Annotated in this window: 24 protein-coding genes; 10 read left to right on the top strand and 14 right to left on the bottom strand. The window is 68.9% G+C overall.

Going from position 1 to position 19,116, the window contains the following annotated elements; all coding sequences use genetic code 11:
• Positions 1-21 precede the first annotated feature (21 nt).
• The 3 genes from BM013_RS30745 to BM013_RS30735 form a co-directional block, all read right to left on the bottom strand.
• On the bottom strand, positions 22-756 hold the full coding sequence (locus tag BM013_RS30745; RefSeq protein WP_093132190.1) for an FABP family protein: 735 nt from the start codon (positions 754-756) through the stop codon (positions 22-24).
• Positions 757-806: 50 nt separating this feature from the next.
• Positions 807-1,790, bottom strand: a complete 984-nt coding sequence (locus BM013_RS30740; protein WP_256221786.1) for a Bug family tripartite tricarboxylate transporter substrate binding protein — start codon at positions 1,788-1,790, stop codon at positions 807-809.
• A 64-nt stretch (positions 1,791-1,854) separates the two neighbouring features.
• The gene (locus BM013_RS30735) at positions 1,855-2,247 is read right to left on the bottom strand and encodes a winged helix-turn-helix transcriptional regulator (protein WP_093132186.1); all 393 of its coding nucleotides are present in this window, start codon (positions 2,245-2,247) and stop codon (positions 1,855-1,857) included.
• Between the two features lie 108 nt (positions 2,248-2,355).
• Here BM013_RS30735 and BM013_RS30730 point away from each other — a divergent pair, with 108 nt between their 5' ends.
• Both BM013_RS30730 and BM013_RS30725 read left to right on the top strand, forming a co-directional pair.
• Positions 2,356-2,673, top strand: coding sequence for a DMT family transporter (locus BM013_RS30730; protein WP_093132184.1), 318 nt, complete (start codon positions 2,356-2,358; stop codon positions 2,671-2,673).
• 271 nt (positions 2,674-2,944) lie between these two features.
• Positions 2,945-3,334 (top strand): DUF427 domain-containing protein, encoded by a 390-nt coding sequence (locus BM013_RS30725; protein WP_093132182.1) that lies wholly within the window; start codon positions 2,945-2,947, stop codon positions 3,332-3,334.
• 155 nt (positions 3,335-3,489) lie between these two features.
• Here the strand turns inward: BM013_RS30725 and BM013_RS30720 are convergent, their stop codons facing one another.
• Together BM013_RS30720 and BM013_RS30715 are read right to left on the bottom strand one after the other, a co-directional pair.
• Entirely contained in the window at positions 3,490-3,870 is a 381-nt protein-coding gene (locus BM013_RS30720) for a helicase SNF2 (RefSeq protein ID WP_093132180.1), read from the bottom strand.
• Between the two features lie 213 nt (positions 3,871-4,083).
• A complete protein-coding gene (locus tag BM013_RS30715; RefSeq protein ID WP_093132178.1) occupies positions 4,084-4,563 on the bottom strand; it encodes a cupredoxin domain-containing protein in 480 nt (159 codons plus the stop codon).
• Positions 4,564-4,749: 186 nt separating this feature from the next.
• Between BM013_RS30715 and BM013_RS30710 the strand changes: the two genes are divergently transcribed.
• On the top strand, positions 4,750-5,388 hold the full coding sequence (locus BM013_RS30710) for a hypothetical protein (protein ID WP_093132176.1): 639 nt from the start codon (positions 4,750-4,752) through the stop codon (positions 5,386-5,388).
• A gap of 42 nt (positions 5,389-5,430) precedes the next feature.
• On the opposite strand, the gene BM013_RS30705 is transcribed toward BM013_RS30710, so the two are convergent.
• Complete coding sequence (locus tag BM013_RS30705) at positions 5,431-5,853, bottom strand: cupin domain-containing protein (protein ID WP_093132173.1); 423 nt, start codon at positions 5,851-5,853, stop codon at positions 5,431-5,433.
• A 388-nt stretch (positions 5,854-6,241) separates the two neighbouring features.
• Here BM013_RS30705 and BM013_RS30700 point away from each other — a divergent pair, with 388 nt between their 5' ends.
• The 4 genes from BM013_RS30700 (at position 6,242) to BM013_RS30685 (ending at position 8,243) form a co-directional block, all read left to right on the top strand.
• Positions 6,242-6,487, top strand: a complete 246-nt coding sequence (locus BM013_RS30700) for a hypothetical protein (RefSeq protein ID WP_093132171.1) — start codon at positions 6,242-6,244, stop codon at positions 6,485-6,487.
• A gap of 96 nt (positions 6,488-6,583) precedes the next feature.
• Complete coding sequence (locus tag BM013_RS30695; protein WP_093132169.1) at positions 6,584-7,306, top strand: helix-turn-helix transcriptional regulator; 723 nt, start codon at positions 6,584-6,586, stop codon at positions 7,304-7,306.
• A gap of 34 nt (positions 7,307-7,340) precedes the next feature.
• Positions 7,341-7,712, top strand: a complete 372-nt coding sequence (locus BM013_RS30690) for a VOC family protein (protein ID WP_093132167.1) — start codon at positions 7,341-7,343, stop codon at positions 7,710-7,712.
• Positions 7,713-7,856: 144 nt separating this feature from the next.
• Positions 7,857-8,243 (top strand): hypothetical protein, encoded by a 387-nt coding sequence (locus BM013_RS30685; RefSeq protein ID WP_093132165.1) that lies wholly within the window; start codon positions 7,857-7,859, stop codon positions 8,241-8,243.
• A gap of 66 nt (positions 8,244-8,309) precedes the next feature.
• On the opposite strand, the gene BM013_RS30680 is transcribed toward BM013_RS30685, so the two are convergent.
• Genes BM013_RS30680 through BM013_RS30645 form a run of 8 tightly spaced genes read right to left on the bottom strand, consistent with a single transcriptional unit; the run spans position 8,310 to position 16,334 of the window.
• Entirely contained in the window at positions 8,310-9,101 is a 792-nt protein-coding gene (locus BM013_RS30680; protein WP_093132163.1) for a crotonase/enoyl-CoA hydratase family protein, read from the bottom strand.
• Between the two features lie 12 nt (positions 9,102-9,113).
• Entirely contained in the window at positions 9,114-10,097 is a 984-nt protein-coding gene (locus BM013_RS30675) for an acyl-CoA dehydrogenase family protein (protein ID WP_093132161.1), read from the bottom strand.
• A gap of 14 nt (positions 10,098-10,111) precedes the next feature.
• Positions 10,112-11,269, bottom strand: a complete 1,158-nt coding sequence (locus tag BM013_RS30670) for an acyl-CoA dehydrogenase family protein (RefSeq protein WP_093132159.1) — start codon at positions 11,267-11,269, stop codon at positions 10,112-10,114.
• Positions 11,266-12,504 carry a CaiB/BaiF CoA transferase family protein gene (locus BM013_RS30665; protein ID WP_093132158.1) on the bottom strand — a complete coding sequence of 413 codons (1,239 nt, stop codon included), beginning with the start codon at positions 12,502-12,504 and terminating at the stop codon, positions 11,266-11,268. The genes BM013_RS30670 and BM013_RS30665 overlap by 4 nt, the downstream gene beginning before the upstream one ends.
• 23 nt (positions 12,505-12,527) lie before the next feature.
• On the bottom strand, positions 12,528-13,508 hold the full coding sequence (locus BM013_RS30660; protein ID WP_371281236.1) for a Bug family tripartite tricarboxylate transporter substrate binding protein: 981 nt from the start codon (positions 13,506-13,508) through the stop codon (positions 12,528-12,530).
• Positions 13,509-13,521: 13 nt separating this feature from the next.
• Positions 13,522-14,568: a tripartite tricarboxylate transporter substrate binding protein gene (locus BM013_RS30655; RefSeq protein ID WP_093132154.1), complete on the bottom strand. Its 1,047-nt coding sequence runs from the start codon at positions 14,566-14,568 to the stop codon at positions 13,522-13,524.
• Positions 14,569-14,619: 51 nt separating this feature from the next.
• The gene (locus BM013_RS30650; RefSeq protein ID WP_093132152.1) at positions 14,620-15,120 is read right to left on the bottom strand and encodes a MaoC family dehydratase; all 501 of its coding nucleotides are present in this window, start codon (positions 15,118-15,120) and stop codon (positions 14,620-14,622) included.
• A complete protein-coding gene (locus BM013_RS30645) occupies positions 15,117-16,334 on the bottom strand; it encodes a CaiB/BaiF CoA transferase family protein (RefSeq protein ID WP_093132150.1) in 1,218 nt (405 codons plus the stop codon). Before BM013_RS30645 ends, BM013_RS30650 begins: the two co-directional genes overlap by 4 nt.
• An 89-nt stretch (positions 16,335-16,423) precedes the next feature.
• Between BM013_RS30645 and BM013_RS30640 the strand changes: the two genes are divergently transcribed.
• The 3 genes from BM013_RS30640 (at position 16,424) to BM013_RS30630 (ending at position 19,035) form a co-directional block, all read left to right on the top strand.
• Positions 16,424-17,299, top strand: a complete 876-nt coding sequence (locus BM013_RS30640) for a LysR family transcriptional regulator (RefSeq protein ID WP_093132270.1) — start codon at positions 16,424-16,426, stop codon at positions 17,297-17,299.
• 135 nt (positions 17,300-17,434) lie between these two features.
• Positions 17,435-18,469, top strand: coding sequence for a L,D-transpeptidase family protein (locus tag BM013_RS30635; RefSeq protein WP_093132148.1), 1,035 nt, complete (start codon positions 17,435-17,437; stop codon positions 18,467-18,469).
• Positions 18,470-18,480: 11 nt separating this feature from the next.
• Positions 18,481-19,035, top strand: a complete 555-nt coding sequence (locus BM013_RS30630) for a M23 family metallopeptidase (protein WP_093132146.1) — start codon at positions 18,481-18,483, stop codon at positions 19,033-19,035.
• The last annotated feature ends 81 nt before the right edge of the window (positions 19,036-19,116 follow it).

Genomic DNA, 19,116 nt, shown 5'->3' with positions numbered 1-19,116 from the left:
GGTTCGCGGGGTTCGCGGGGTTCAGGCCGGCTCGGCCTCGGCGTCCATGCTGGCCGCGCCGGTGGCCTTCTTCTGCACCTCTTGAGCGTCTTGCACCTCTTGCACCTGCCGCGCGATCGCCGCCATCGCAGCCACCGCGGTAGGGTTCGGCGTGGGCTCGCCGATCTTGCGCAGCGTGTTGCGGTCGGTGTGGCTGAAGGGCTCGGCCTGCCCGCGCACGCTCAGCACCGTCACCTGCTCGTAGGACCAGCTGCCGTCGGCGTTGAGCGACACGTCGATGGTGTAGCGCAGCGTCTTGAAGGCGTGCTCCAGGAATGGGTTGGCCAGGATGCCGTTGGTCTCGCCGCCGCGCACGGCCTCGAGCCTGAAGCTGCGGTCGGTGGCCTTCGCATGGCCCGTGGCCATGGCCGTGAGGCCGCGCGGAATCGACAGCGTCTGCACCAGCGCGCCCGTGGCGGGCTCCCAGAGCCAGTAGCCGACCTGGTCGTGAAAGGTCTCCACGTCGTCGGGCTTCACGATGCGCAGGTGGTAGCGCAGGCCGTAGAAGATCTGCGGGCCGTTGGTCTGCGCGTCGATGGGCTGGAACTCCGCGTGCTCGATGTAGGCCTCGGCTTCGGGGCCGTCGGCCTTCGGGCTCACGTCGTGGCCGGAGGTGCCGAGCCAGATGCCCGCCAGGCCCGTGAGCGGGCCGAGGTTGGCGAGCGTGTGCGGGTCGGGCTCGGGTTCGGTGTAGATGTCGTCGGGAAAGGTGTCCATGTTTTTTCCTGAAATGCGTGGGACGGCAATGTGCGCGAACGCCGCGAGTGTCACTGATCCAGGCGGATGCCGATCTTGGCGATGGTCGCGCCCCACTTGCGGCCCTCGCTGTCGATGAAGGCCCTGAACTCTTCCGGCGAGCCGCCGCCCGCCACCAGCCCCTGGTTGGCCAGCAGCTCGCGCACGGCCGGCTCCTTCAGCACGGTGTTGACGTCGGCGTTGATGCGCCGCACCACCTCGCCGGGCGTGCCGCTGCCGGTGAAGAAACCGTTCCATGCGAGCGACTCGAAACCCGGGTAGCCCGACTCGGCCACGGTGGGCAGGTCTTTCATGAGTTCGGAGCGGTGCGCGCTGGTCACGGCGATGAGCTTCACGCGGTGCCCCTGAATCAGCGGCAGCAGCGCGGGCGCCACGGTGAAGAGCGCCTGCGTGTCGCCCGCCGCGAGCGACAGGCCCGCGGGCGGCGAACCCGCGTACGGCACGTGCACCGCCTCGATGTGCGCCACGCTGCGAAACAGCTCCATCGTCAGGTGCGACGAACTTCCCGCACCCACCGACGCATAACTGAAACGGTCGCCGCGCTTCCTGGCCCAGTCGACGAACTCGGCGAGCGTGTTGGCGGGGTTGTCGGCCTGCACCGCGAGCACGTTGGGCTGCGAGGTGGTCAGCACGATCGGCACCAGGTCGCGCGCGGGCGCATACGGCATGCGGGCGTACATGTAGGGCCCGAAGGCGATGGGGCCGTTGAAGCCGATGCCCAGCGTGTAGCCGTCGTGCGGCGCCTTGGCCACCGCGTCCATGCCGATCAGGCCGCCCGCGCCGGCCTTGGTCTCGATCACCACGGGCTGCTTCCACATCACGCGCAGGCGGTCGGCCAGGGTGCGCGCGATGAGGTCGAGCGAGCTGCCCGCGGGCGCGGGCACGATGATGCGCACGGGCCGCGAGGGCCACTCCTGCGCCCAGGCGCTCAGGGCCGCGAGGCTGGAGAACAGGCCGGCAAGCAGGAACGCGGCGAGCTTGAGGTGCTTCTTCACTTCGGTTCTTTCGAGGGGGCGCGCGGGGTGGCTCGATGGTCGCTCGGGTCTTGGCGCGAAGGTATCACCGATGGCGGCGTGCCGCATCGATCTGCGCATGGTTCGCCTCGGCCCAGCGGTCCACCGCGATGAGCGTGCGGCTCAGCGACAGGCCGAGCGGGCTGAGCCGGTACTCGACGTGCGGCGGCACCGTCTGGCGATCTTCGCGCAGCACCAGCCCGTTGAGCTCCAGGTCGCGCAAGGTCTGCGTGAGCATCTTCTGCGAGATGCCGCCGACCTGGCGCAGCAGTTCGTTGTTGCGCCGCGGCTTGCCGCGCAGCAGCGGGATCACCAGCAGCGCCCACTTGTTGGCGACGAGCGCGAGCACGCGGCGCGAGGGGCAGCCGGCGTTCCACACGTCGGCGGGGGCTTCGTCGAGGGTGCTCTCTGCCACAGCTTCGGAATTCTTCGGCGGCATGCCTGGCTTTTCCATGGTTACCAAAAGGTGCGTACTTGCGGCCCGGTGCCTGGGCCGGAATTATCGGGTTGCGCCTTGCACCCCGACAACATCGAAGGAGTTTTTTTCATGGGCTGGGTATTTCTCCTGGCGGCCGGTCTCGTCGAGATCGCCATGGCTGCCGCGCTCAAGCAATCGGAAGACTGGACGCGGCCCGTGCCGTCGGTTGTCGGCGTGCTCACCGCGCTCGTCAGCATCTACCTGCTGGCGCGCGCGCTGCGCTACCTGCCGCTCGGCCCGGCCTACGCGGTATGGACCGGCATCGGCTCGGTCGGCGTGGTGCTGATGGGCGTGCTGTTCTTCGGCGAGGCGTTGTCCGCGGCGCGGCTCGCTTGCATCGCGCTGGTCGTCGGCGGCACGGTGGGCCTGCGGCTCGCCGACGGCTGAAGTGCAACACAAGGAAACAAGGGCCACGAGGCGGCCCACGGTGTATCCGAAGCCTCGCAGGGGAGCGCGCGCTTGCGCTCCAGCGAAGCCACCAGTCCGGAATCTCAAAATGCGGTCGAAAGGCTTCCAGAGCCATTCCGATGGCCATCCGGCCTTTAACCATGCTGCCAATGGGCCGATTACGAGGGGGCTTCAAACCGTTGCGCCATCGCGGCAAGATGCGCATCCGCCGATGCTTGCGTCAGCCCGACTTGAACGAAGGAGCCTGCCTATGTTCGCTACGCCAGAACGCACGATCAAGACCCCCGGCCCCGACCATGCCATCAACATCTCGCTCAATCCGTTGCGCGTGATCGTGTCGGTCGACGGGTGCGTCGTCGCCGACACGCGCGAGGCGCTCACGCTGCGCGAGTCGCACTTCGGCACCGTGCACTACATCCCGCGCAAGGACGTGAAGATGGCGCTGCTCGAGCGCACGTCGCACGCCACGTACTGCCCGTACAAGGGCGAGTGCAACTACTACAGCATTCCGGCCGGCGGCGAACGCTCGGTGAATGCGGTGTGGACCTACGAAGCACCGTACGACCCGGTCTCGCAGATCAAGGACCACGTGGCGTTCTATCCGGACCGCGTGGGGCCGATCGAAGAGCGGGTTGCCTGAGACGGCGGCACCGCTCCCAGCTCTCTCCCTCCTCTCCCTCTTCAACCTCCTCTGCCTCACAGACAGGAAAAGCCGGGCCCCGCTTTCGCAGGGTCCGGCTTTTCCTTTGTTCGTTCGCCTGCGCTCGCCGGCAAGGCGAGGCAGCGTCGGCGAATTTACAGCGGCAGCGCGTCGCCACGTGCAGCGGCGCGGGCTGCGGCGCGCACGCTGGAGCGGTCGAGGCCGCTGGCCAGCACCGGGGCGACACGCGAGGTCACGCCTTCGGCGTACGGGTTCTCGCTGTGCGCGGCGGCCACGGCTTCGGCGCGGACGGCGGCGCGGCTGGTGGTCGAGGCGATCAGTTGCACCGGGCCCTGGTTGGCGCCGTCGGCGTAGGGGTTGCCACTGCGTGCAGCGACCACGGCCTGGCTGGCGACGTCGGCGCGGCTGGTGGCCGAGGTCAGTTGATGCACACCGTCATAGCTTTCGGCATGGGCGGCACCGGCGGCGGCCAGCAGGGCGATGGAGATGGCGGAGAGGAGCTTCGAGGCGGTCATTTGGATTTCCTTCAATTGGTTTAGGTTTCTTGCTACCTGGATCAGCTGAAGGGCTGGTCCATGGGATGAATTGTGCGCCGCTGGTTAGGTAAAAACCCTAGGCAAAAAGAACCGCGGTGTTCATGCGACGGAAACAATCGCGGCCGTTCTTCCGGCCCTCTTCAACCGCCGTTTGCATGCGGCGGGGCGCAGTGGCGGCTTCCGGTTGGCACGCTACCGGCGGTCGACTGCGGGCAAGGCCGCGACGGTCACCGCGCCCTTCATGCCCGCGTCGTAGTGGCCCGGCTGCAGGCAGCCGAAATCGACCTTGCCCGCGTGCGTGAACCGCCAGACGACCTCGCCGGTCTTGCCCGGCGCCAGCGTCACCATGTTCGGCTCGGCATGTTCCATCTCGGGGTTCTTCTTCATGGCCTCGTAATGCGCCTTCAGGCTCTGCTCGGTGCCCAGCACCAGCTCGTGCTTCAGCTGGCCCGCGTTCTTCACCACGAAGCGCACGGTCTCGCCCTGCTTCACGCGAACATCGGCGGGCGTGAAGCGCATGCCGTCGGTCATGTCGACCTGCACCGTGCGCGTGGCCTTGGCCGGCACGCCGGGTTCACCGATGGCGTCGGCATGCGAGCCCGATGCGGCGGCGCCGGCTGCGGCCATGGCGAGCAAGGTCGAGAGCGCGGAGGTGCGGAGTGCGTGTTTCATGGTGTTCCTGGTGAGCGGCAATGAATGCAAGGAGTGGGAAAGGAGCGAAAAGCAGCGGCACGCATCGCACTCTAGAAACCCAATCCACCGCTTGCCCGACAGCCAGATGACAAAGCTGTAATCGCCGCGCCCCGTCCGTAAGATCGCGCTCGCCCCCCGGTGGGCACACACAGAGGAGCGCAACGCATGTCACACCCTGTCTACCTGTCCAGCTCGGCCCTGCCCCGCATGCCCGAGGGCAGCCGCAACGAATGGCAAGGCTTCTTCGGCGACGGCACCGAGCTGGAGGCCAACGCCTTCTTCCCGCTGTTCTGGCGGGCCATGTTCAGCGAGAGCGACATTCGGCATGCGCGCTTCATCGACGGGTACGACATCGGCGACGGAGACGCCGCGGCCGATCGCGACGAATGCCTGGACGACTTCGGGCCCGACGCCACCTACCCCTACCTCGTCACGGACAACGCCAGCGCCGTGTCGCGCCTGGCGAGCCGGCGCGAGGCCGTGATCGCGGCCATCGGCGAGCGCTACCGCCCGATCTACGAAGCCTTCGAGGCGCTAGTCGCGCAGCGCTTTCCCGGCCACATCCTGCTGCGCACGCAGGGCCTGCCGGATGCGGCCGATGCCGAGCCTTGGCTGCGCAGCGACCTTGCCGAGACCGACCGGCTGAAAGACAGCAAGGCGCTCGCCAGCCTCATGCGCGACCTCGAACGGCGCGACGCGGACGCGGTGTGGACACTGGCAGGACTGAGCTCGTCGGCCGACGAGGCGTGGCCCACGCCGGCGCTGAGGGAGCGCTTTCCCGATCCGAGGCGGCGCCGGGCCTGAGCTTGCGTGACGCAGCGCCGATCGGCACCTCGTGCCGCGCACTCAAGGCCTGAAGACATCCACCGGCAGCAAAAGCACGGGCACCGTTCCCCGGTTCTCCCACCAATGCGACACATCGTGGGCGGCGCGAACCATTTCGCCCTGGTGATGCGCAATCTCCACGCCGTTGCGAATCTCGACGACGTCGCCTTGCACGACGTACTCCAACGTCGGGCGATCCGTGTGACTGTGGAACGCGGTGTGCCCGCCCGGTTCGATCGTCACGAGCCTCGCTCGAAGCTGACGCCCCAAGCCGCCCTCGAATTCCGCCGCGAGATCGATGCTTGCAAGCGCCGCCGTGCTCGATCCCTTGCCCTCGGAAGGCCCCTGGGTCTGCTGCGCATTCCCGATCGGCGCATGCACGAGGAGCGCAAAGCCGATGCCGGCGACGGCGGCCATGGGCAAGCAAAAAGTAGCGCTTTTCATCTGGCCTCCTGAGGACGGCACGGGCCGTCCGATGCGGCAGTGTCCCTACCTGCTGCTTACTTGCCACTGACCACCGGAAACGCCGGGCCTGCGATGGGGCACGGCGGCTGCCGCGGGCTGTCGGGATGCGAGACGGCTCATGACGGCTCTCCCCCCGCGCCAATACCGATCGCCCATCCACTTAAGTCTCCCCTAAGTTCCACAACAGACACTGTTCCCCGGCAGCCCGCTTTTCTTCTCCTCCTCCCTCCCTCGGGGGCTGTCATTGACCCGCTCCGGCGGGTTTTTCTTTGCCCGTTCGGGATGCTCGGTCGAAACGCCTGCTCGTGGCCGGCATCACGCCACGGGCGCGCGGATCAGTACCCTCCACCTTCCTGGCCTGACACCCATGGACAGCTTGCAGACACTGCAGTCGCTCGGCATCTCGCTCCCGAGCCCGGCGTACATCTTCGGGGCCGTCCTCTTCGGCCTCATCGGAATCGCCGTGTACCGCCGCGGAAAGCGCGCCGGCCGCCGGCGCAGCAGATGGCTCGGCGTCGCGCTGATGCTCTATCCCTATGCAGTTGCGCAGACCTGGTTGCTCTACGTCGCGGGCGTGGCGCTCTGCGTGGGGGTTTTCTTCGATCGCGGCTGAGCCGCAGTGACTGCGTCGCGCGCCATTGCTGTCGCCCGCCACGCCGACTGAAGTGCCTGAGAACGGACGCTTGTTCCACTGCCCTAACATCGCGCGATGTCGCGATCCGAACGTCTCTTGCAACTCATGCAGGTCCTGCGTCGCCAGCGCGGGCCCGTCAGCGGACAGGCGCTGGCGCGCGAGATGGACGTGAGCCTGCGAACGTTGTACCGGGACATCGCGAGCCTGAAGGCGCAAGGTGCCGAGATCGACGGGGAGCCGGGGTTCGGCTATGTGCTCAAGCCTGGCTTCGTGCTGCCGCCGCTCATGTTTCGCTCGGTCGAGATCGAGGCGCTGATGCTGGGCATGCGCTGGGTGGCCGAGCGCGGTGACCCGGCCCTTGCGGCGGGCGCACGCGACGCCGCGGCGCGCATCGCCGCCGTGCTTCCCCGCACCTTGCGGCGCGAGCTGGAAACCTCCGCGCTGCTCGTGGGCACCAGCCTGCGACAGGTGTCGACCGCCGCGGCGCTCGAGCCGATGCGCGCGGCGATACGTGACGGCCTCAAGCTGAAGCTCACCTACCGTGACAAGCAGGATGCGGTTTCGCACCGGGTGATCTGGCCATTCGCCGTGGTGTATTTCGAGCAGGCGCGGGTGTTGGCGGCCTGGTGCGAGCTGCGCGGCGACTTCCGGAATTTCCATGCCGACCGCATCGTTGAACTGGAGCCGCTGGACGAGCCTTCGCCGCGGCGGCGGGAGATTCTGCTGTACGAATGGCGCCGAACGCTCGCGGCCAGCGGGCTCACCATACTGCCGGAATCTGACAGCGTGCTTTTCTAGACTCGCGGCTCATTCCAACAGCGGGAGAACCCCCTTGAAATTTGCCTCGGTCCGCCTTGTGACGAACGACGTCGAACGTCTCGCCTCCTTCTACACCCGCCTGTCCGGCGTGCCCGCCATGCATCTTGCCGACGGCTTCTGCGAGTTGCGGTTGCCCGGCGCGACACTCGCGATCAGCGCGCAGCAACTGATCCAGCGCTTCAACGCGGGCGCGGCGCCCGCGGCAGCCAACCGCTCGGCAATTCTCGAATTCGAGGTCGAGGATGTGGATGCCTTGCTGCCGTCGCTGCCGACTTCCGCCGAGGTCGTTCAGGAACCCACGACGATGCCTTGGGGCAACCGCTCGCTGCTGCTGCGGGACCCGGACGGCAGCCTGGTGAACGTTTTTTCTCGCCCGCTGCCTTGATGCGAGCGCTGTGCACAGGCATGTGCTGCCTGGCTGCTTGCGGACATGGGCTGCGCGGTGAGCTGAGCAGTTCCAATGACGCGGCAGCGGCGAGGCCGGCGACTGCCGCGTAGAACTCGTCGGGGCATCAGGGAAAATCTGCGCATGACCCATCCACACCTCTTTGCCGCCGCCGTCCTTGCAATCACTCTCCTGACGACCGGAGCCGCCAACGCGGCGATCGCGCCCGGCGACGATGTCGTCGTGGGCATCGCAACCGATGACGACAGCTGCGACCGGTGGGTTGCTGCGCGGGCAGCTAACCGGGACGCCACCAGAAGAGTCGACGAATACCTCACCGTCACCTGGATGCAAGGCTATCTCTCGGGTGCGAACATGACCCACGCTTACGCCGACCCCAAGACGGCGGTGGCATTGCCGTCGGCCGTCAGGATTTCGGCCTGGCTGGACAAGGCTTGCAAGGACGAGCCTCGCACGCCGATGTTCTTCCTCGCCGACAAGCTGATGAAGGAACTGCAGAAGCGCCCCTGAAACCGGCTTCCCATCGGGAGCGCATCGCCCGAACCTCTGCGGCGCGCTGAAGGAAGAGCCGCCCCCTCACTCAAACCGCGGCGGCCGCTTCTCGACGAACGCACGCACAGCCTCGCGGTGATCGCCGGTCATGTGCGCGATCGCCTGGTAGCCCGCCGACATTTCAAGCAGCGATTCGAGCGTGCTGCGTTCGCCTTCGCGCAGCAGCCGCTTGGTCATGCGCAGCACGCCGCCCGGGTTGGCGGCAATGCGCGCCGCGAGCTTCAGGCTCTCTGCCATCAGCGCTTCATGCGGCACCACGCGCGACACCAGGCCGCAGGCCAGCGCCTCCTGCGCGTCGAGCGCGTCACCGGTGAACGCCATCTCCGAGGCCTTCGACATGCCCACCACGCGCGGCAGCAGCCACGCGCCGCCGTCGCCCGGCACGATGCCGACCTTGACGAAGCTCTCGGCGAAGGTCGCCCTCTCCGACGCGATGCGGATGTCGCACATGCAGGTCAGGTCCATGCCCGCGCCCACGGCGGGGCCGTTCACCGCTGCGATGACGGGCACGTCGAGGTTGTACAACGCCTTGGGCAGGCGCTGGATGCCGTTGCGGTACTCCTCGCGGATGACCTCGGGCGAGAGACCCTCTTTCTCGTAGCGCTGCATGTCCTTCACGTTGCCGCCCGAGCTGAACACGGGGCCGGCGCCGGTGAGCACCACCACGCGGATGCCGCGGTCCAGCGTGACTTGCGCGCAGGCCTGCACGATCTCGTCGACCGCGCTGTTGCCCGTGAGCGCGTTGCGGGTCTCGGGCTGGCTCATGGTCAGCGTGAGGATGGCGCCGTCGCGCTCGGTCTTCAGGAATGTGGTCATGGGTGTTCTCTTTCAGGCAAGGTCGGTGGTGTCGCGGACGAGGTCGAGCGCAAGGCCCTGGCGGCGGTCGACCAGCTCGCCGCCGACCACGTCGTGCCAGTACGACTCCGAGCCGCCGGCCTGGCGCCAGGTGTGCAGGCGGCGCGTGTACACCTGCAGGTCGAACTCCTCGGTGAAGCCGATGGCGCCGTGGATCGAATGGCTCAGCGCCGCCACCTCGAGCGCGGCCTCGCTGGTGCGGGCCTTGGCGATGGCCACGCGCAGGCGGTCGGTGCTGCAACCCATCTGCGCCGCCATGCGGGCAGCGAAGGCATGTTCCGAAATGACGCTGAGCTGGTGCTGGATGGCCTGGAACTTGCCGATGGGCCGGCCGAACTGGTTGCGGTCGTTGGCGTACTGCAGCGTGCGCGTGAACACGCTCATCAGCGCGCCCGCGAGCTGCGCGGCCAGCACGCAGGCCAGCGGCACGCGCACGTCGGCCACGCCCGGCACCGCTTGCGCCCCGGCCTGCGCCGATGCCGGCCACGCCAGCGTGGCGTCCAGCGCCGACACCGCAGCGGTGCGCGTGGCTGCGTCCGCCGGCAGCAGCAGGCAGGTCTTGCCCACGCCCGCGAGCACCCAGTCGGCCACGCGGCCGAAGCTCACGCGGTCGCACACCAGCGTGCCGTCGCCCTGCATGCGGCCTTGCGCCAGCGCAATGCTGCCGCCGGGCCGCGGCACGCCGGCCTGGGCCAGCAGCGCGCGCGCCAGCATGGTCTCGGCCAGCGGCACGGGCACCACGAAGGCACCGCAGAGCTCGAGCAAGGGAAACGCCTCGGCCAGCGAAAGGCCCGCGCCGCCCTCGGCCTCCGGCAGCAGCGCATCGGCGAAGCCCGATTCCTCGATCGCCTCCCACAGCGCCTCGGGCGATTGCCCGCCTTCGATGTCGCGCACGGCTTGCAGCGTGCAGCGGTCGCTCAGCACGCCACGCAGGGCGTCGATGTAGATCTCGTCCATCGTCCGGGTTCCTTTCAGCGCAGGCCGAGGCCGCGCGCAATCATTCCGCGCAGGATGTCGCGCGTGCCGCCGCGCAGCGAGAACGACGGCGCCACCTGCGTCACGTAGTCGAGCGTGCGCAGCAACTCGAGCGGTATGTCCTGCCCGTCTCGCGCATGGAGGTCGTCGGCAATGGCCGCGGGAATGAGCTGCTCCACGCCGGTGCCCAGGTCTTTCACGAGGGCCGCCTCGACGATGGGGCTCCCGCCCTGCGCCACCTTCTCGGTGACGGCCAGCGACATGGCGCGCAGCGGCGCGAGCTGGCTCAGGATCTTGCCCGCCAGCCGCACCGCAGCCGGCGTGCGGCCCGCCTCGGTGCGCACGAAGGCCAGCCATTCGTCGAACAGCACGATGCTGGAGAACAGGCGCTCGGGTCCGCTGCGCTCGAAGGCCAGTTCGGCCGTGACCTGCTCCCAGCCCTTGCCCTCCTCGCCGATGAGCGCGTCGGGTGCGAGCGCCACGTTGTCGAAGAACACCTCGCAGAAATGCGAGTCGCCCGACAGGTCGGTGATGGGCCGCACGGTGACGCCGGGCAGCGACAGGTCGACGATGACCTGCGACAGGCCCTTCTGCCGGTCCTGCGCGTCGCCGGAGGTGCGCACCAGCGCGATCATGTACTGGCAGTGGTGCGCGTTGGTGGTCCAGATCTTCTGGCCGTTCAGCGTGAAGCCCTCGGCCGTGCGCACGGCGCGGGTGCGCACGCTGGCCAGGTCGGAGCCGGCGTTGGGCTCGCTCATGCCGATGCAGAAGAAAGATTCGCCGCGGCAGATGGGCGGCAGGTAGAAGCGCTTCTGCGCCTCGGTGCCGTACTTCAGGATGAGCGGACCGCTCTGCCGGTCGGCGATCCAGTGCGAGCCCACGGGCGCGCCGAAGTTCAGGAACTCTTCCACCAGCACGTAGCGCGCGAAGGCGCTGCGGCCACCGCCGCCGTAGGCCTTGGGCAGCGTGATGCCGAGCCAGCCGCGCCGGCCCAGTTCACGGCTGAAGGCGCTGTCGTAGCCCGACCACGACTTGGCGCGCACATGCGCCGGCACATGGGCCAGCGCGTCGGACAGAAAGGCCCGCACGGGCGCGCGCAGCGCCTCGTCTTCGGGCGGAATCGCCGTCATCGACAGCGAGGTCAATGCACTCATTGCACCACTCCTTGTTGCATCAAATCGGCCACGGCCTCGGGCGTCATGCCCATCAGGTCGCGCAGCACGTCCTGCGTGTCCTGCCCCAGCAGCGGGGGCGCGTGGCGGTACTGCACCGGCGTCTGCGACATGCGCAGCGGGCTGGCCACCAGCGGGATCTTGCCGGCCACCGGGTGCGTCATGTGGATCTTCGTGCCGCGCGCCTTCACCTGCGGGTCTTCGAACACGTCGGCGATGGTGTTGATGGGACCGCAGGGCACGCCCACCTGTTCGAACAGCGCGATCCACTCGGCCGTGGTGCGCGTGACGGTGAGCGCGCGCATGAGCGCGATGAGCGCCACGCGGTTGGCGATGCGGTCGGCGTTGGTGCCGAAGCGCGCGTCCTCGGCCCATTCAGCGTGGCCGGCGGCGCGGCAGAAGTTGCCGAACTGGCCGTCGTTGCCGATGGCCAGGATCATGTGGCCGTCCTGCGTCGGAAAGTCCTGGTACGGCACGGTGTTGGGGTGCGCGTTGCCCATGCGCCGGGGCGAGCCGCCGTAGAGGTGGTTCATGCCCTGGTTGGCCAGGCATGCCACCTGCACGTCGAGCAGCGCCAGGTCGATGTGCTGGCCCACGCCCGTGAGGTCGCGCGACTGCAGCGCGGCCAGGATGGCGGTGCTCGCATACAGGCCGGTGAGGATGTCGGTGAGCGCCACGCCCACCTTCACCGGGCCCGCGCCCTCTTCGCCGTCGGCGCGGCCGGTGATGCTCATGAGCCCGCCCATGCCCTGCATGAGGAAGTCGTAGCCCGCGCGCTCGGCATACGGCCCGGTGTGGCCGAAGCCGGTGATGGAGCAGTACACCAGGCGCGGATTGACGGCGTGCAGCGACGCGTGGTCGAGCCCGTACTGCGCGAGGCCGCCGACCTTGAAGTTCTCGATGACCACGTCGCACCGCCTGGCCATGTCGCGCACCAGCGCCTGCCCCGCCGGCGTGGTGAAGTCGATGGCGACCGACTTCTTGTTGCGGTTGGCGCACAGGTAGTAGGCCGAGTCGCGCGTGTCGGCGCCCTCGCGGTCCTTCAGGAACGGCGGGCCCCACAGGCGCGTGTCGTCGCCGCGCCCGGGCCGCTCGACCTTGATGACCTCGGCACCCAGGTCGCCCAGCGTCTGGCTGGCCCAGGGGCCGGCCAGCACGCGCGACAGGTCGAGCACGCGAATGTGCGACAGCGCACCCGCGGCGGGCTGCTTCTTCATGGCTGGCTCCTCATGGCGCTCGCTCATTGCTGCTCGACGTTGGCCTTGACCGCGATGCGCTTCCACAGCTGGATCTCGGCGGCCTGGAAGGCGCGCATTTCCTCGGGGCCGCCGCGCATCACCTCGGCGCCGATGCGCTCGTAGAACTCGCGGGTCTCGGGCATCTGTTCGATCCTGGTGAGCAAGGCGGCCAGCTTGTCGGTCTCGGCCTTCGGCGTCTTCGAGGACACCATCGCACCGACCCAGGTGTAGGCCGCAAAGCCCGGCAGGCCGCCCTCGCTGGCCGTGGGCACCGAGGGCAGCGCGGGCACGCGCTTGTCGGCCGCCACGGCCAGCGCATGCACCTTGCCCGACTTGGCCAGTTCCTGCACGCTGGTGATCTCGGCAAAGGCCATGTTCACCGTGCCCGAGACCACCGCGATCGCCGCCTCGCCCGCGCCCTTGAACGGCACGTGGGCGGTGTGCACCTTGGCCGCGTCGTTGAAGAGCTCGGACATCAGCTGGTAGCCGGCCGAGCCCGCGCCGTAGTTGAGCGCGCCGGGCTTGGCCCTGGCGCCCGCAATGAGCTCGGGCAGCGTCTTGTACTCGGAGTTGCCGGGCACCACGAGCAGCGCGGGCGATCGCATCATCATCGTGAGCGGCGACAGGTCGGCCACCGGGTCGTAGGGCAGCGCCTTGAACAGCGCCACGTTCACCGCGAGCGTGGAGTTGCTGCCGACGAAAACGGTGTAGCCGTCGGCCGGTGCGGAGAGCACCGCCTTCACGGCGATGAAGCCGTTGGCGCCGGGCTTGTTCTCGACCACCACCGGCTGGCCCGTGAGCTCGGTGAGCTTGCGGCTGAAGTAGCGCGCCGAGGTGTCGGTGCCGCTGCCCGGCGGGAACGGCACGACGAACTTGATGGGCTTCGATGGGAAGTCGGACGCGGCCTGCGCCGCGGCGTGGCCGGTGCCGAACACGGCGGCCAGGGCCAGCAGGGGTGCGATGAATCGGGGCTTGAAGGACATGTGCATCTCTCCTTCAATCGAGCGTCACGCCCGTGGCCTTGACCACGCCGGCCCAGCGGGCCAGCTCCTTCTTCACGTAGTCGCCGTACTCCTGCGGCGAGGAACCCAGCGGCTCGGCACCCTGCAGCGCCAGGCGCTCGCGCACGTCGGGCGACTTCAGGGCCTTGACGATCTCGGCGTTGAGCTTCTCCACCACCGCCGGCGGCGTGCCCGCGGGCACCATCACGCCCTGCCATGCGCCCACCTCGAAACCGGGCATGCCCGACTCGGCCAGCGTGGGCACGCCGGGGAACAGCGACATGCGCTTGCCGGTGGTCACGGCCAGCATCTTCAGGCGCTTGTCGCGCACGAAGCCCATCACCGAGTTGACGGTGTCGGTCATGAACTGGATCTGGTTGCCCACCAGGTCGACGTCGGCCGGCGCACTGCCCTTGTAGGGCACGTGCGTGGCCTCAATGCCGTTGGCCTGCACGAACTGGAACGCGCCCAGGTGCGTGACGTTGCCGTTGCCCGCCGAGCCGTACGACAGCTTGCCCGGATGCGCCTTGGCGTAGGCCACGAACTCCTTGACGTTGTTGGCGGGCACCGACGGGTGCACCACCAGCGCGAGCGGCACCACGGCCACCAGCGCGACGGGGGCGAAGTCTTTCTGCACGTCGTAGGACACGCTCTTGTAGAGCGCCGGGCTCAGCGTGATCGACGAGGTGTTGTAGAGGATGGTGTAGCCGTCGGCCGGCGCCTTGGCCACCACCTGTGCGCCGATGTTGCCGTTGGCGCCACCGCGGTTGTCCACCAGGATGCTCTGGCCCATCTGCTCGCCGAGCTTCTGCGCGAGCACGCGCGCGACCAGGTCGGTCGGGCCGCCGGGCGGGAACGGCACGACCATGGTGATGGGCTTGACGGGGTAGGCAGCGGGGCCTTGCGCGAAGGCGGCCGGGCTCGCGAACGCGAAGCCGAGCAATGCGACGCCGGTGGCCAGCGTGAAGGTGCGCCGATGGGCAGCGCGTCGAATGGCCGAGTTGGCCGATGTAGCCGATGTAGCCGAGGTGGTGATCTGCATGTCTTCTTGTCTCCGTTGCTGTTTTTGAAATTCGTTCCGCGGTTGCCGGAATCAGGAAGCCGTGTCCGCGCGGCCCGCGAGCAGGCGGCGCGCGTCGTAGTGCATGACGCAGCGCCCGTGCTGGTTGAACACCTCGATGCGCGAATCGACGATGGCGCGGCCGCCTTTCGAGGTCGGGCGGATGCCGGTCACCTCGACCACGGCCTCGATGCTGTCGCCCACCCGCACCGGCGCGTGGATCTTCTGCACCAGCTCGAGCATGGCGAGCCCGGTGCCCTGGATCATGGTCTGCAGGATGAAGCCTTCGATCAGCGTGTAGGTGAGCGCGGCGGGCACCGGCCGGCCGGCGATGGCGCTGCCTTCGTAGCCGGCGTCGATGAAGATCGCCTCGAGCATGCCGGTCACGCCGATGAAGTTGACGAGGTCGGTCTCGGTGACGGTGCGGCGGAAGGTGCGCAGGCGCTGGCCCACGGCCAGGTCCTGCCAGACGAAGCCCTGCCCCAGGCGGGGCAGCGTGGCGAATTCGGGCGAGCGGTCTGCGGGTGCGTTCATCGTGTCGGTTCCGGGGTGGCGTTGAAAGAAGGAGCGCGCGCGGCGCCGTCGGTGATCAGCTGTTCGACCTGCGCGGCCGACAGGCCCGCGGCCTCGAGGCTCTGGCGCGTGTGCTCGCCCAGGCGCGGCGGCATGCCGACCGGCGCACGCGTGCCGTTGAACTTCACGGGCACGCCGGGGAAGCGCACGGTGCCCATGCGGGCGTCGTCGAGCTCGGTGAAGAAGCCGGTTGCCACCAGGTGCGGGTCGTCGGGCAGGTCGTCGAGCCGGCTGATGGGCGCGGCCGGAATCTCCAGCCGTTCGCAGGTGGCCAGCCACTGCGCGGTGGTGCCGCGCGCCACGAAGCGCCCGGCCAGCTCCAGCAGCTCGCCGATGTGCCGCGTGCGCGCCGCCATGTCGGCGAAGCGCGGGTCGCTCGCCACGGCCGGCTCGCCCACCTCGTTAAAGAAGCGCTGCCAGTGCTGCGTGGTGTACGGCATCATGCAGATGTGCCCGTCGGCCGTGCGCCACGGGCGGCGCCACGGCGTGAGCACGCGCGGGTAGCCGGCGGCGGCCAGCGGCGGCTCGAAGTGCCGGCCGTACAGGTGCTCCACGAGGTTGAAGGCCACCATGGTCTCGAACATCGGAATTTCCACGAAGCAGCCGCGCCCCGTGCGCTCGCGCTGGAACAGCGCCGCAAGAATGGCCTGCGCGCCGACCAGCGCACAGGTCTTGTCGGCCGCGATGGTGGGCAGGTAGCGCGCCTCGCCGCCTTGCTGCTCCATGAGCGCGGACAGGCCCGACATGCCCTGGATCACGTCGTCGTAAGCCGGCCGCCCCGCATACGGCCCGCCCTGCGCAAAGCCGTGCAGGCCGGCATACACCAGCCGCGGGAAGCGCTCGGTGAGCGTCTCGGGGTCGATGCCCAGCGGCGCGAGCTTCTGCGGCCGCATGCTGTGCATGAACACGTCGGCATCGGCCAGCAGCGCCATCAGCGCCTCGCGCGCCGCCGGGCGCTTGAGGTCGAGCACCACGCTCTTCTTGCTGTGGTTGCTGCCCAGGAACACGGCCGACATGCCGGCCTCGGCGGCCGGGCCGGTGTGGCGGGTGGAGTCGCCCTCGGGCGGCTCGATCTTGATCACCTCGGCACCGTAGTCGGCGAGCGTCTGGCTCGCCAACGGTCCGAACACCACGCTCGAGAGGTCGAGCACTTTCACACCCTGAAGGGGAAGCATCGTCTGGTTGTCTCCTGGCGCCCATTCTGAAAAAGTGCAGCGCTGCCGTCCAATATCAAATTTCCGCCCTGTGATACCTTTTGGAGATCATGGACACACGCCAACTTCGCCACTTCATCGCGCTGGCCGAGACGCTCAACTTCCACCGCGCGGCCGAGCGGCTGCACATGGCGCAGCCGCCGCTGTCGGCCTCGATACGGCGGCTCGAGGAGCAGGTGGGCGTGCCGCTGTTCCTGCGCAACCGGCGCGGCACCGAGCTCACGCCGGCCGGCGCGGCGGCGCTGGAGAACGCGCGGCGCGCCGTGTTCCACAGCGAGCAGTTCGCACTGGCGGCGCAGGCGGCGTCGCGCGGCGAGGCGGGCACGCTGCGCGTGGGCTTCGTGGGCTCGGCCACCTATGCGCTGATGCCGCGCGTGCTGCCGAGCTTTCGCGCGCGGTATCCGGGGGTGCACCTGCAGCTGGCCGAATCGACCACCGCGCGCATCGTCGGCATGGTGGAGAACGGCGACGTCGACGTGGGCCTCGTGCGCTTTCCCATCGGGCGGGCCTGCAAGGCGCGCATCTTTCCGGCGGAGCGCGACGTGTTCATGGCGGCGCTGTCGGTCGACCATCCGCTGGCGCGGCGCCGGCGGCTCACGCTGGCCGACCTGGCCGACGAGATCTTCGTGATGTACGGCGCCATGGAGGTGCCGGGCCTGCACGCCGCGGCGCTGCTGGCCTGCCAGCAGGCGGGCTTCATTCCCAACGTGCAGCAGGAGGCGGTGCAGGTGCAGACGCTCATCAGCCTGGTCGAGAGCGGCCTGGGCGTGGCGCTGGTGCCCTCGGTCGCGGCGCGGCATGTGGCGCGCAACATCGTCTTCAAGAAACTCTCAGGGCCGGGCGCGCAGACGGCCATCGGCATTGCGCTCGCGCTGCCGCCCGGCGGGCAGACCTCGGCGGCGCAGCGCTTCCAGGAGTGCATCTAGAAGCGCCCCTGAAGACGGCCGCACGGGCCCGCGAACCATGGGGTGTGAACCTAAGCCGCGAGCCGGCGCCAGACTACAAGGCGACGGGCGCCGCGTGGCTAGGTTGAAGCCTGGACTTCTTCCCATCGAGACCACATGCCGCATTCCACGCTTTCCCGCCGGTTCTTCCTGGCGAGCTCGGCCGCAACGGCCGCCTTGCTGACGCCCTGGGCCGCATGGGCTGCCCGGTCTGCGTCCGCTCCCGCTTCCACATCCGCCAGCGCCAGCATCGAGAAGCTCGAGGCCGCCAAGAGCACCCCGACGCTCGCCCAAGGCACGCGCGGCGCGGCGGTGGTCCGCGCGCAGATCCTGCTCGACCGCGCCTGGTTCTCCCCTGGCGAGATCGACGGTGGCTTCGGCGCCAACATGCGCCGCGTGGTCACGGCCTTCCAGGAAGCCAGCGGCATCGCGACCACGGGCAAGGTCGACGCGGCAACCTGGGACGCGCTGACGAAAGACAGCGCCCCGCTGTTCGTGGCCTACACCATCACCGAGAAAGACGCGGCAGGCCCGTTCACCGCCACGCCGAAGGACATGGCCGAACGCGCCAAGCTCAAGTCGCTCGACTACGAGAACATCCACGAGGCCCTGGCCGAGCGCAACCACATGTCGCCGCGCCTGCTCAAGGACCTGAACAAGGGCTCGGGCTTCACCGCCGGCGACACCATCGTCGTGGTCAACGCCACGACCGGCGCCGACGCCGGCGTGGTCTCGGCGGCCAAGTCGATCGAGATCGACAAGGGCAACCACATGCTCTTCGTGCTCGACCGCGCGGGCAAGCCGCTGGCCGGCTTTCCGATCAGCATCGGCGGGCCGCTCGACCCGTTGCCGCTCGGCAAGATGAAGATCACCAGCGAGGTGAAGAACCCCACCTTCACCTACAACCCCGCCCTTCTGAAGAAGGGCGTGCCGGCGAATGCGCAGAAGGTCGACGTGGCGGCGGGCCCGAACAACCCGGTGGGCGACATCTGGATGGGCCTGTCGAAGCCGCACTGGGGCATCCACGGGACGCCGGCGCCGGACCGCGTGGGCCACGAGGAAACCAATGGCTGCATCCACCTGACCAACTGGAACGCCGCGCGCGTGGCCCAACTGGCCAAGCCGGGGTTCGCGGTCGAGGTGAAGGCCTGAGCGCGCGGGCCATGCACGGCGCCATGTTCAGGCTGGCGGGCTGCGCGTTCGGCCTGGTCGTGTCGGCCTCGTGCGCCATGGCCCAGCCGGCGGCAACGCAAGACGCAACGGCGTTGCTCGATGCCCGCCCGCTCGCCATGCCCGTCGACGGCGTGCGCCCGCAGGCGCTGCGCGACACCTTCGCCGACGGCCGCTCGGGCGGGCCGCATGAAGCGCTAGACATCATGGCGCCGCGCGGCACGCCGGTGCGCGCGGCCGACGACGGTACGCTGGTCAAGCTGTTCAACAGCGTGCCCGGCGGCATCACGGTCTACCAGTTCGACCCCTCGGGCAAGCTGGCCTACTACTACGCGCACCTCGACCGGTATGCAGAAGGCATTCGCGAGGGCATGGCGTTGAAGCGGGGCGACCTCATCGGCTATGTCGGCAGCACGGGCAACGCGAGCGCGGATGCGCCGCACCTTCACTTCGCCGTGTTCGTGCTGGGGCCGGAAAAGCACTGGTGGCAAGGCGTTGCGATCAACCCCTACCCGGCGCTGCGGCGACTGCCCGACGCGCGGCCATAGGAATCTTCCGCCCTCTCCTCCAGACAAGCCCGCTGCTCGCAAACCCGCAACCGGCCGCCGCAGGCGCGCAGCGCCGCCCTA

Source organism: Variovorax sp. OK605 (assembly GCF_900115445.1).
Lineage (GTDB): Bacteria > Pseudomonadota > Gammaproteobacteria > Burkholderiales > Burkholderiaceae_C > Variovorax.
This window is presented reverse-complemented; position numbering and strand designations above follow the sequence as displayed.

Coding starts and splice junctions, on each gene's coding strand:
- BM013_RS30725 (WP_093132182.1), top strand. CDS start 2,945: ATGTTCGCTACGCCAGAACGCACGATCAAGACCCCCGGCCCCGACCAT.
- BM013_RS30645 (WP_093132150.1), bottom strand. CDS start 16,334: ATGCTTCCCCTTCAGGGTGTGAAAGTGCTCGACCTCTCGAGCGTGGTG.
- BM013_RS30660 (WP_371281236.1), bottom strand. CDS start 13,508: ATGTCCTTCAAGCCCCGATTCATCGCACCCCTGCTGGCCCTGGCCGCC.
- BM013_RS30720 (WP_093132180.1), bottom strand. CDS start 3,870: ATGACCGCCTCGAAGCTCCTCTCCGCCATCTCCATCGCCCTGCTGGCC.
- BM013_RS30670 (WP_093132159.1), bottom strand. CDS start 11,269: ATGAGTGCATTGACCTCGCTGTCGATGACGGCGATTCCGCCCGAAGAC.
- BM013_RS30685 (WP_093132165.1), top strand. CDS start 7,857: ATGACCCATCCACACCTCTTTGCCGCCGCCGTCCTTGCAATCACTCTC.
- BM013_RS30655 (WP_093132154.1), bottom strand. CDS start 14,568: ATGCAGATCACCACCTCGGCTACATCGGCTACATCGGCCAACTCGGCC.
- BM013_RS30695 (WP_093132169.1), top strand. CDS start 6,584: ATGTCGCGATCCGAACGTCTCTTGCAACTCATGCAGGTCCTGCGTCGC.
- BM013_RS30745 (WP_093132190.1), bottom strand. CDS start 756: ATGGACACCTTTCCCGACGACATCTACACCGAACCCGAGCCCGACCCG.
- BM013_RS30710 (WP_093132176.1), top strand. CDS start 4,750: ATGTCACACCCTGTCTACCTGTCCAGCTCGGCCCTGCCCCGCATGCCC.
- BM013_RS30640 (WP_093132270.1), top strand. CDS start 16,424: ATGGACACACGCCAACTTCGCCACTTCATCGCGCTGGCCGAGACGCTC.
- BM013_RS30680 (WP_093132163.1), bottom strand. CDS start 9,101: ATGACCACATTCCTGAAGACCGAGCGCGACGGCGCCATCCTCACGCTG.
- BM013_RS30700 (WP_093132171.1), top strand. CDS start 6,242: ATGGACAGCTTGCAGACACTGCAGTCGCTCGGCATCTCGCTCCCGAGC.
- BM013_RS30735 (WP_093132186.1), bottom strand. CDS start 2,247: ATGCCGCCGAAGAATTCCGAAGCTGTGGCAGAGAGCACCCTCGACGAA.
- BM013_RS30705 (WP_093132173.1), bottom strand. CDS start 5,853: ATGAAAAGCGCTACTTTTTGCTTGCCCATGGCCGCCGTCGCCGGCATC.
- BM013_RS30730 (WP_093132184.1), top strand. CDS start 2,356: ATGGGCTGGGTATTTCTCCTGGCGGCCGGTCTCGTCGAGATCGCCATG.
- BM013_RS30675 (WP_093132161.1), bottom strand. CDS start 10,097: ATGGACGAGATCTACATCGACGCCCTGCGTGGCGTGCTGAGCGACCGC.
- BM013_RS30630 (WP_093132146.1), top strand. CDS start 18,481: ATGCACGGCGCCATGTTCAGGCTGGCGGGCTGCGCGTTCGGCCTGGTC.
- BM013_RS30665 (WP_093132158.1), bottom strand. CDS start 12,504: ATGAAGAAGCAGCCCGCCGCGGGTGCGCTGTCGCACATTCGCGTGCTC.
- BM013_RS30635 (WP_093132148.1), top strand. CDS start 17,435: ATGCCGCATTCCACGCTTTCCCGCCGGTTCTTCCTGGCGAGCTCGGCC.
- BM013_RS30650 (WP_093132152.1), bottom strand. CDS start 15,120: ATGAACGCACCCGCAGACCGCTCGCCCGAATTCGCCACGCTGCCCCGC.
- BM013_RS30715 (WP_093132178.1), bottom strand. CDS start 4,563: ATGAAACACGCACTCCGCACCTCCGCGCTCTCGACCTTGCTCGCCATG.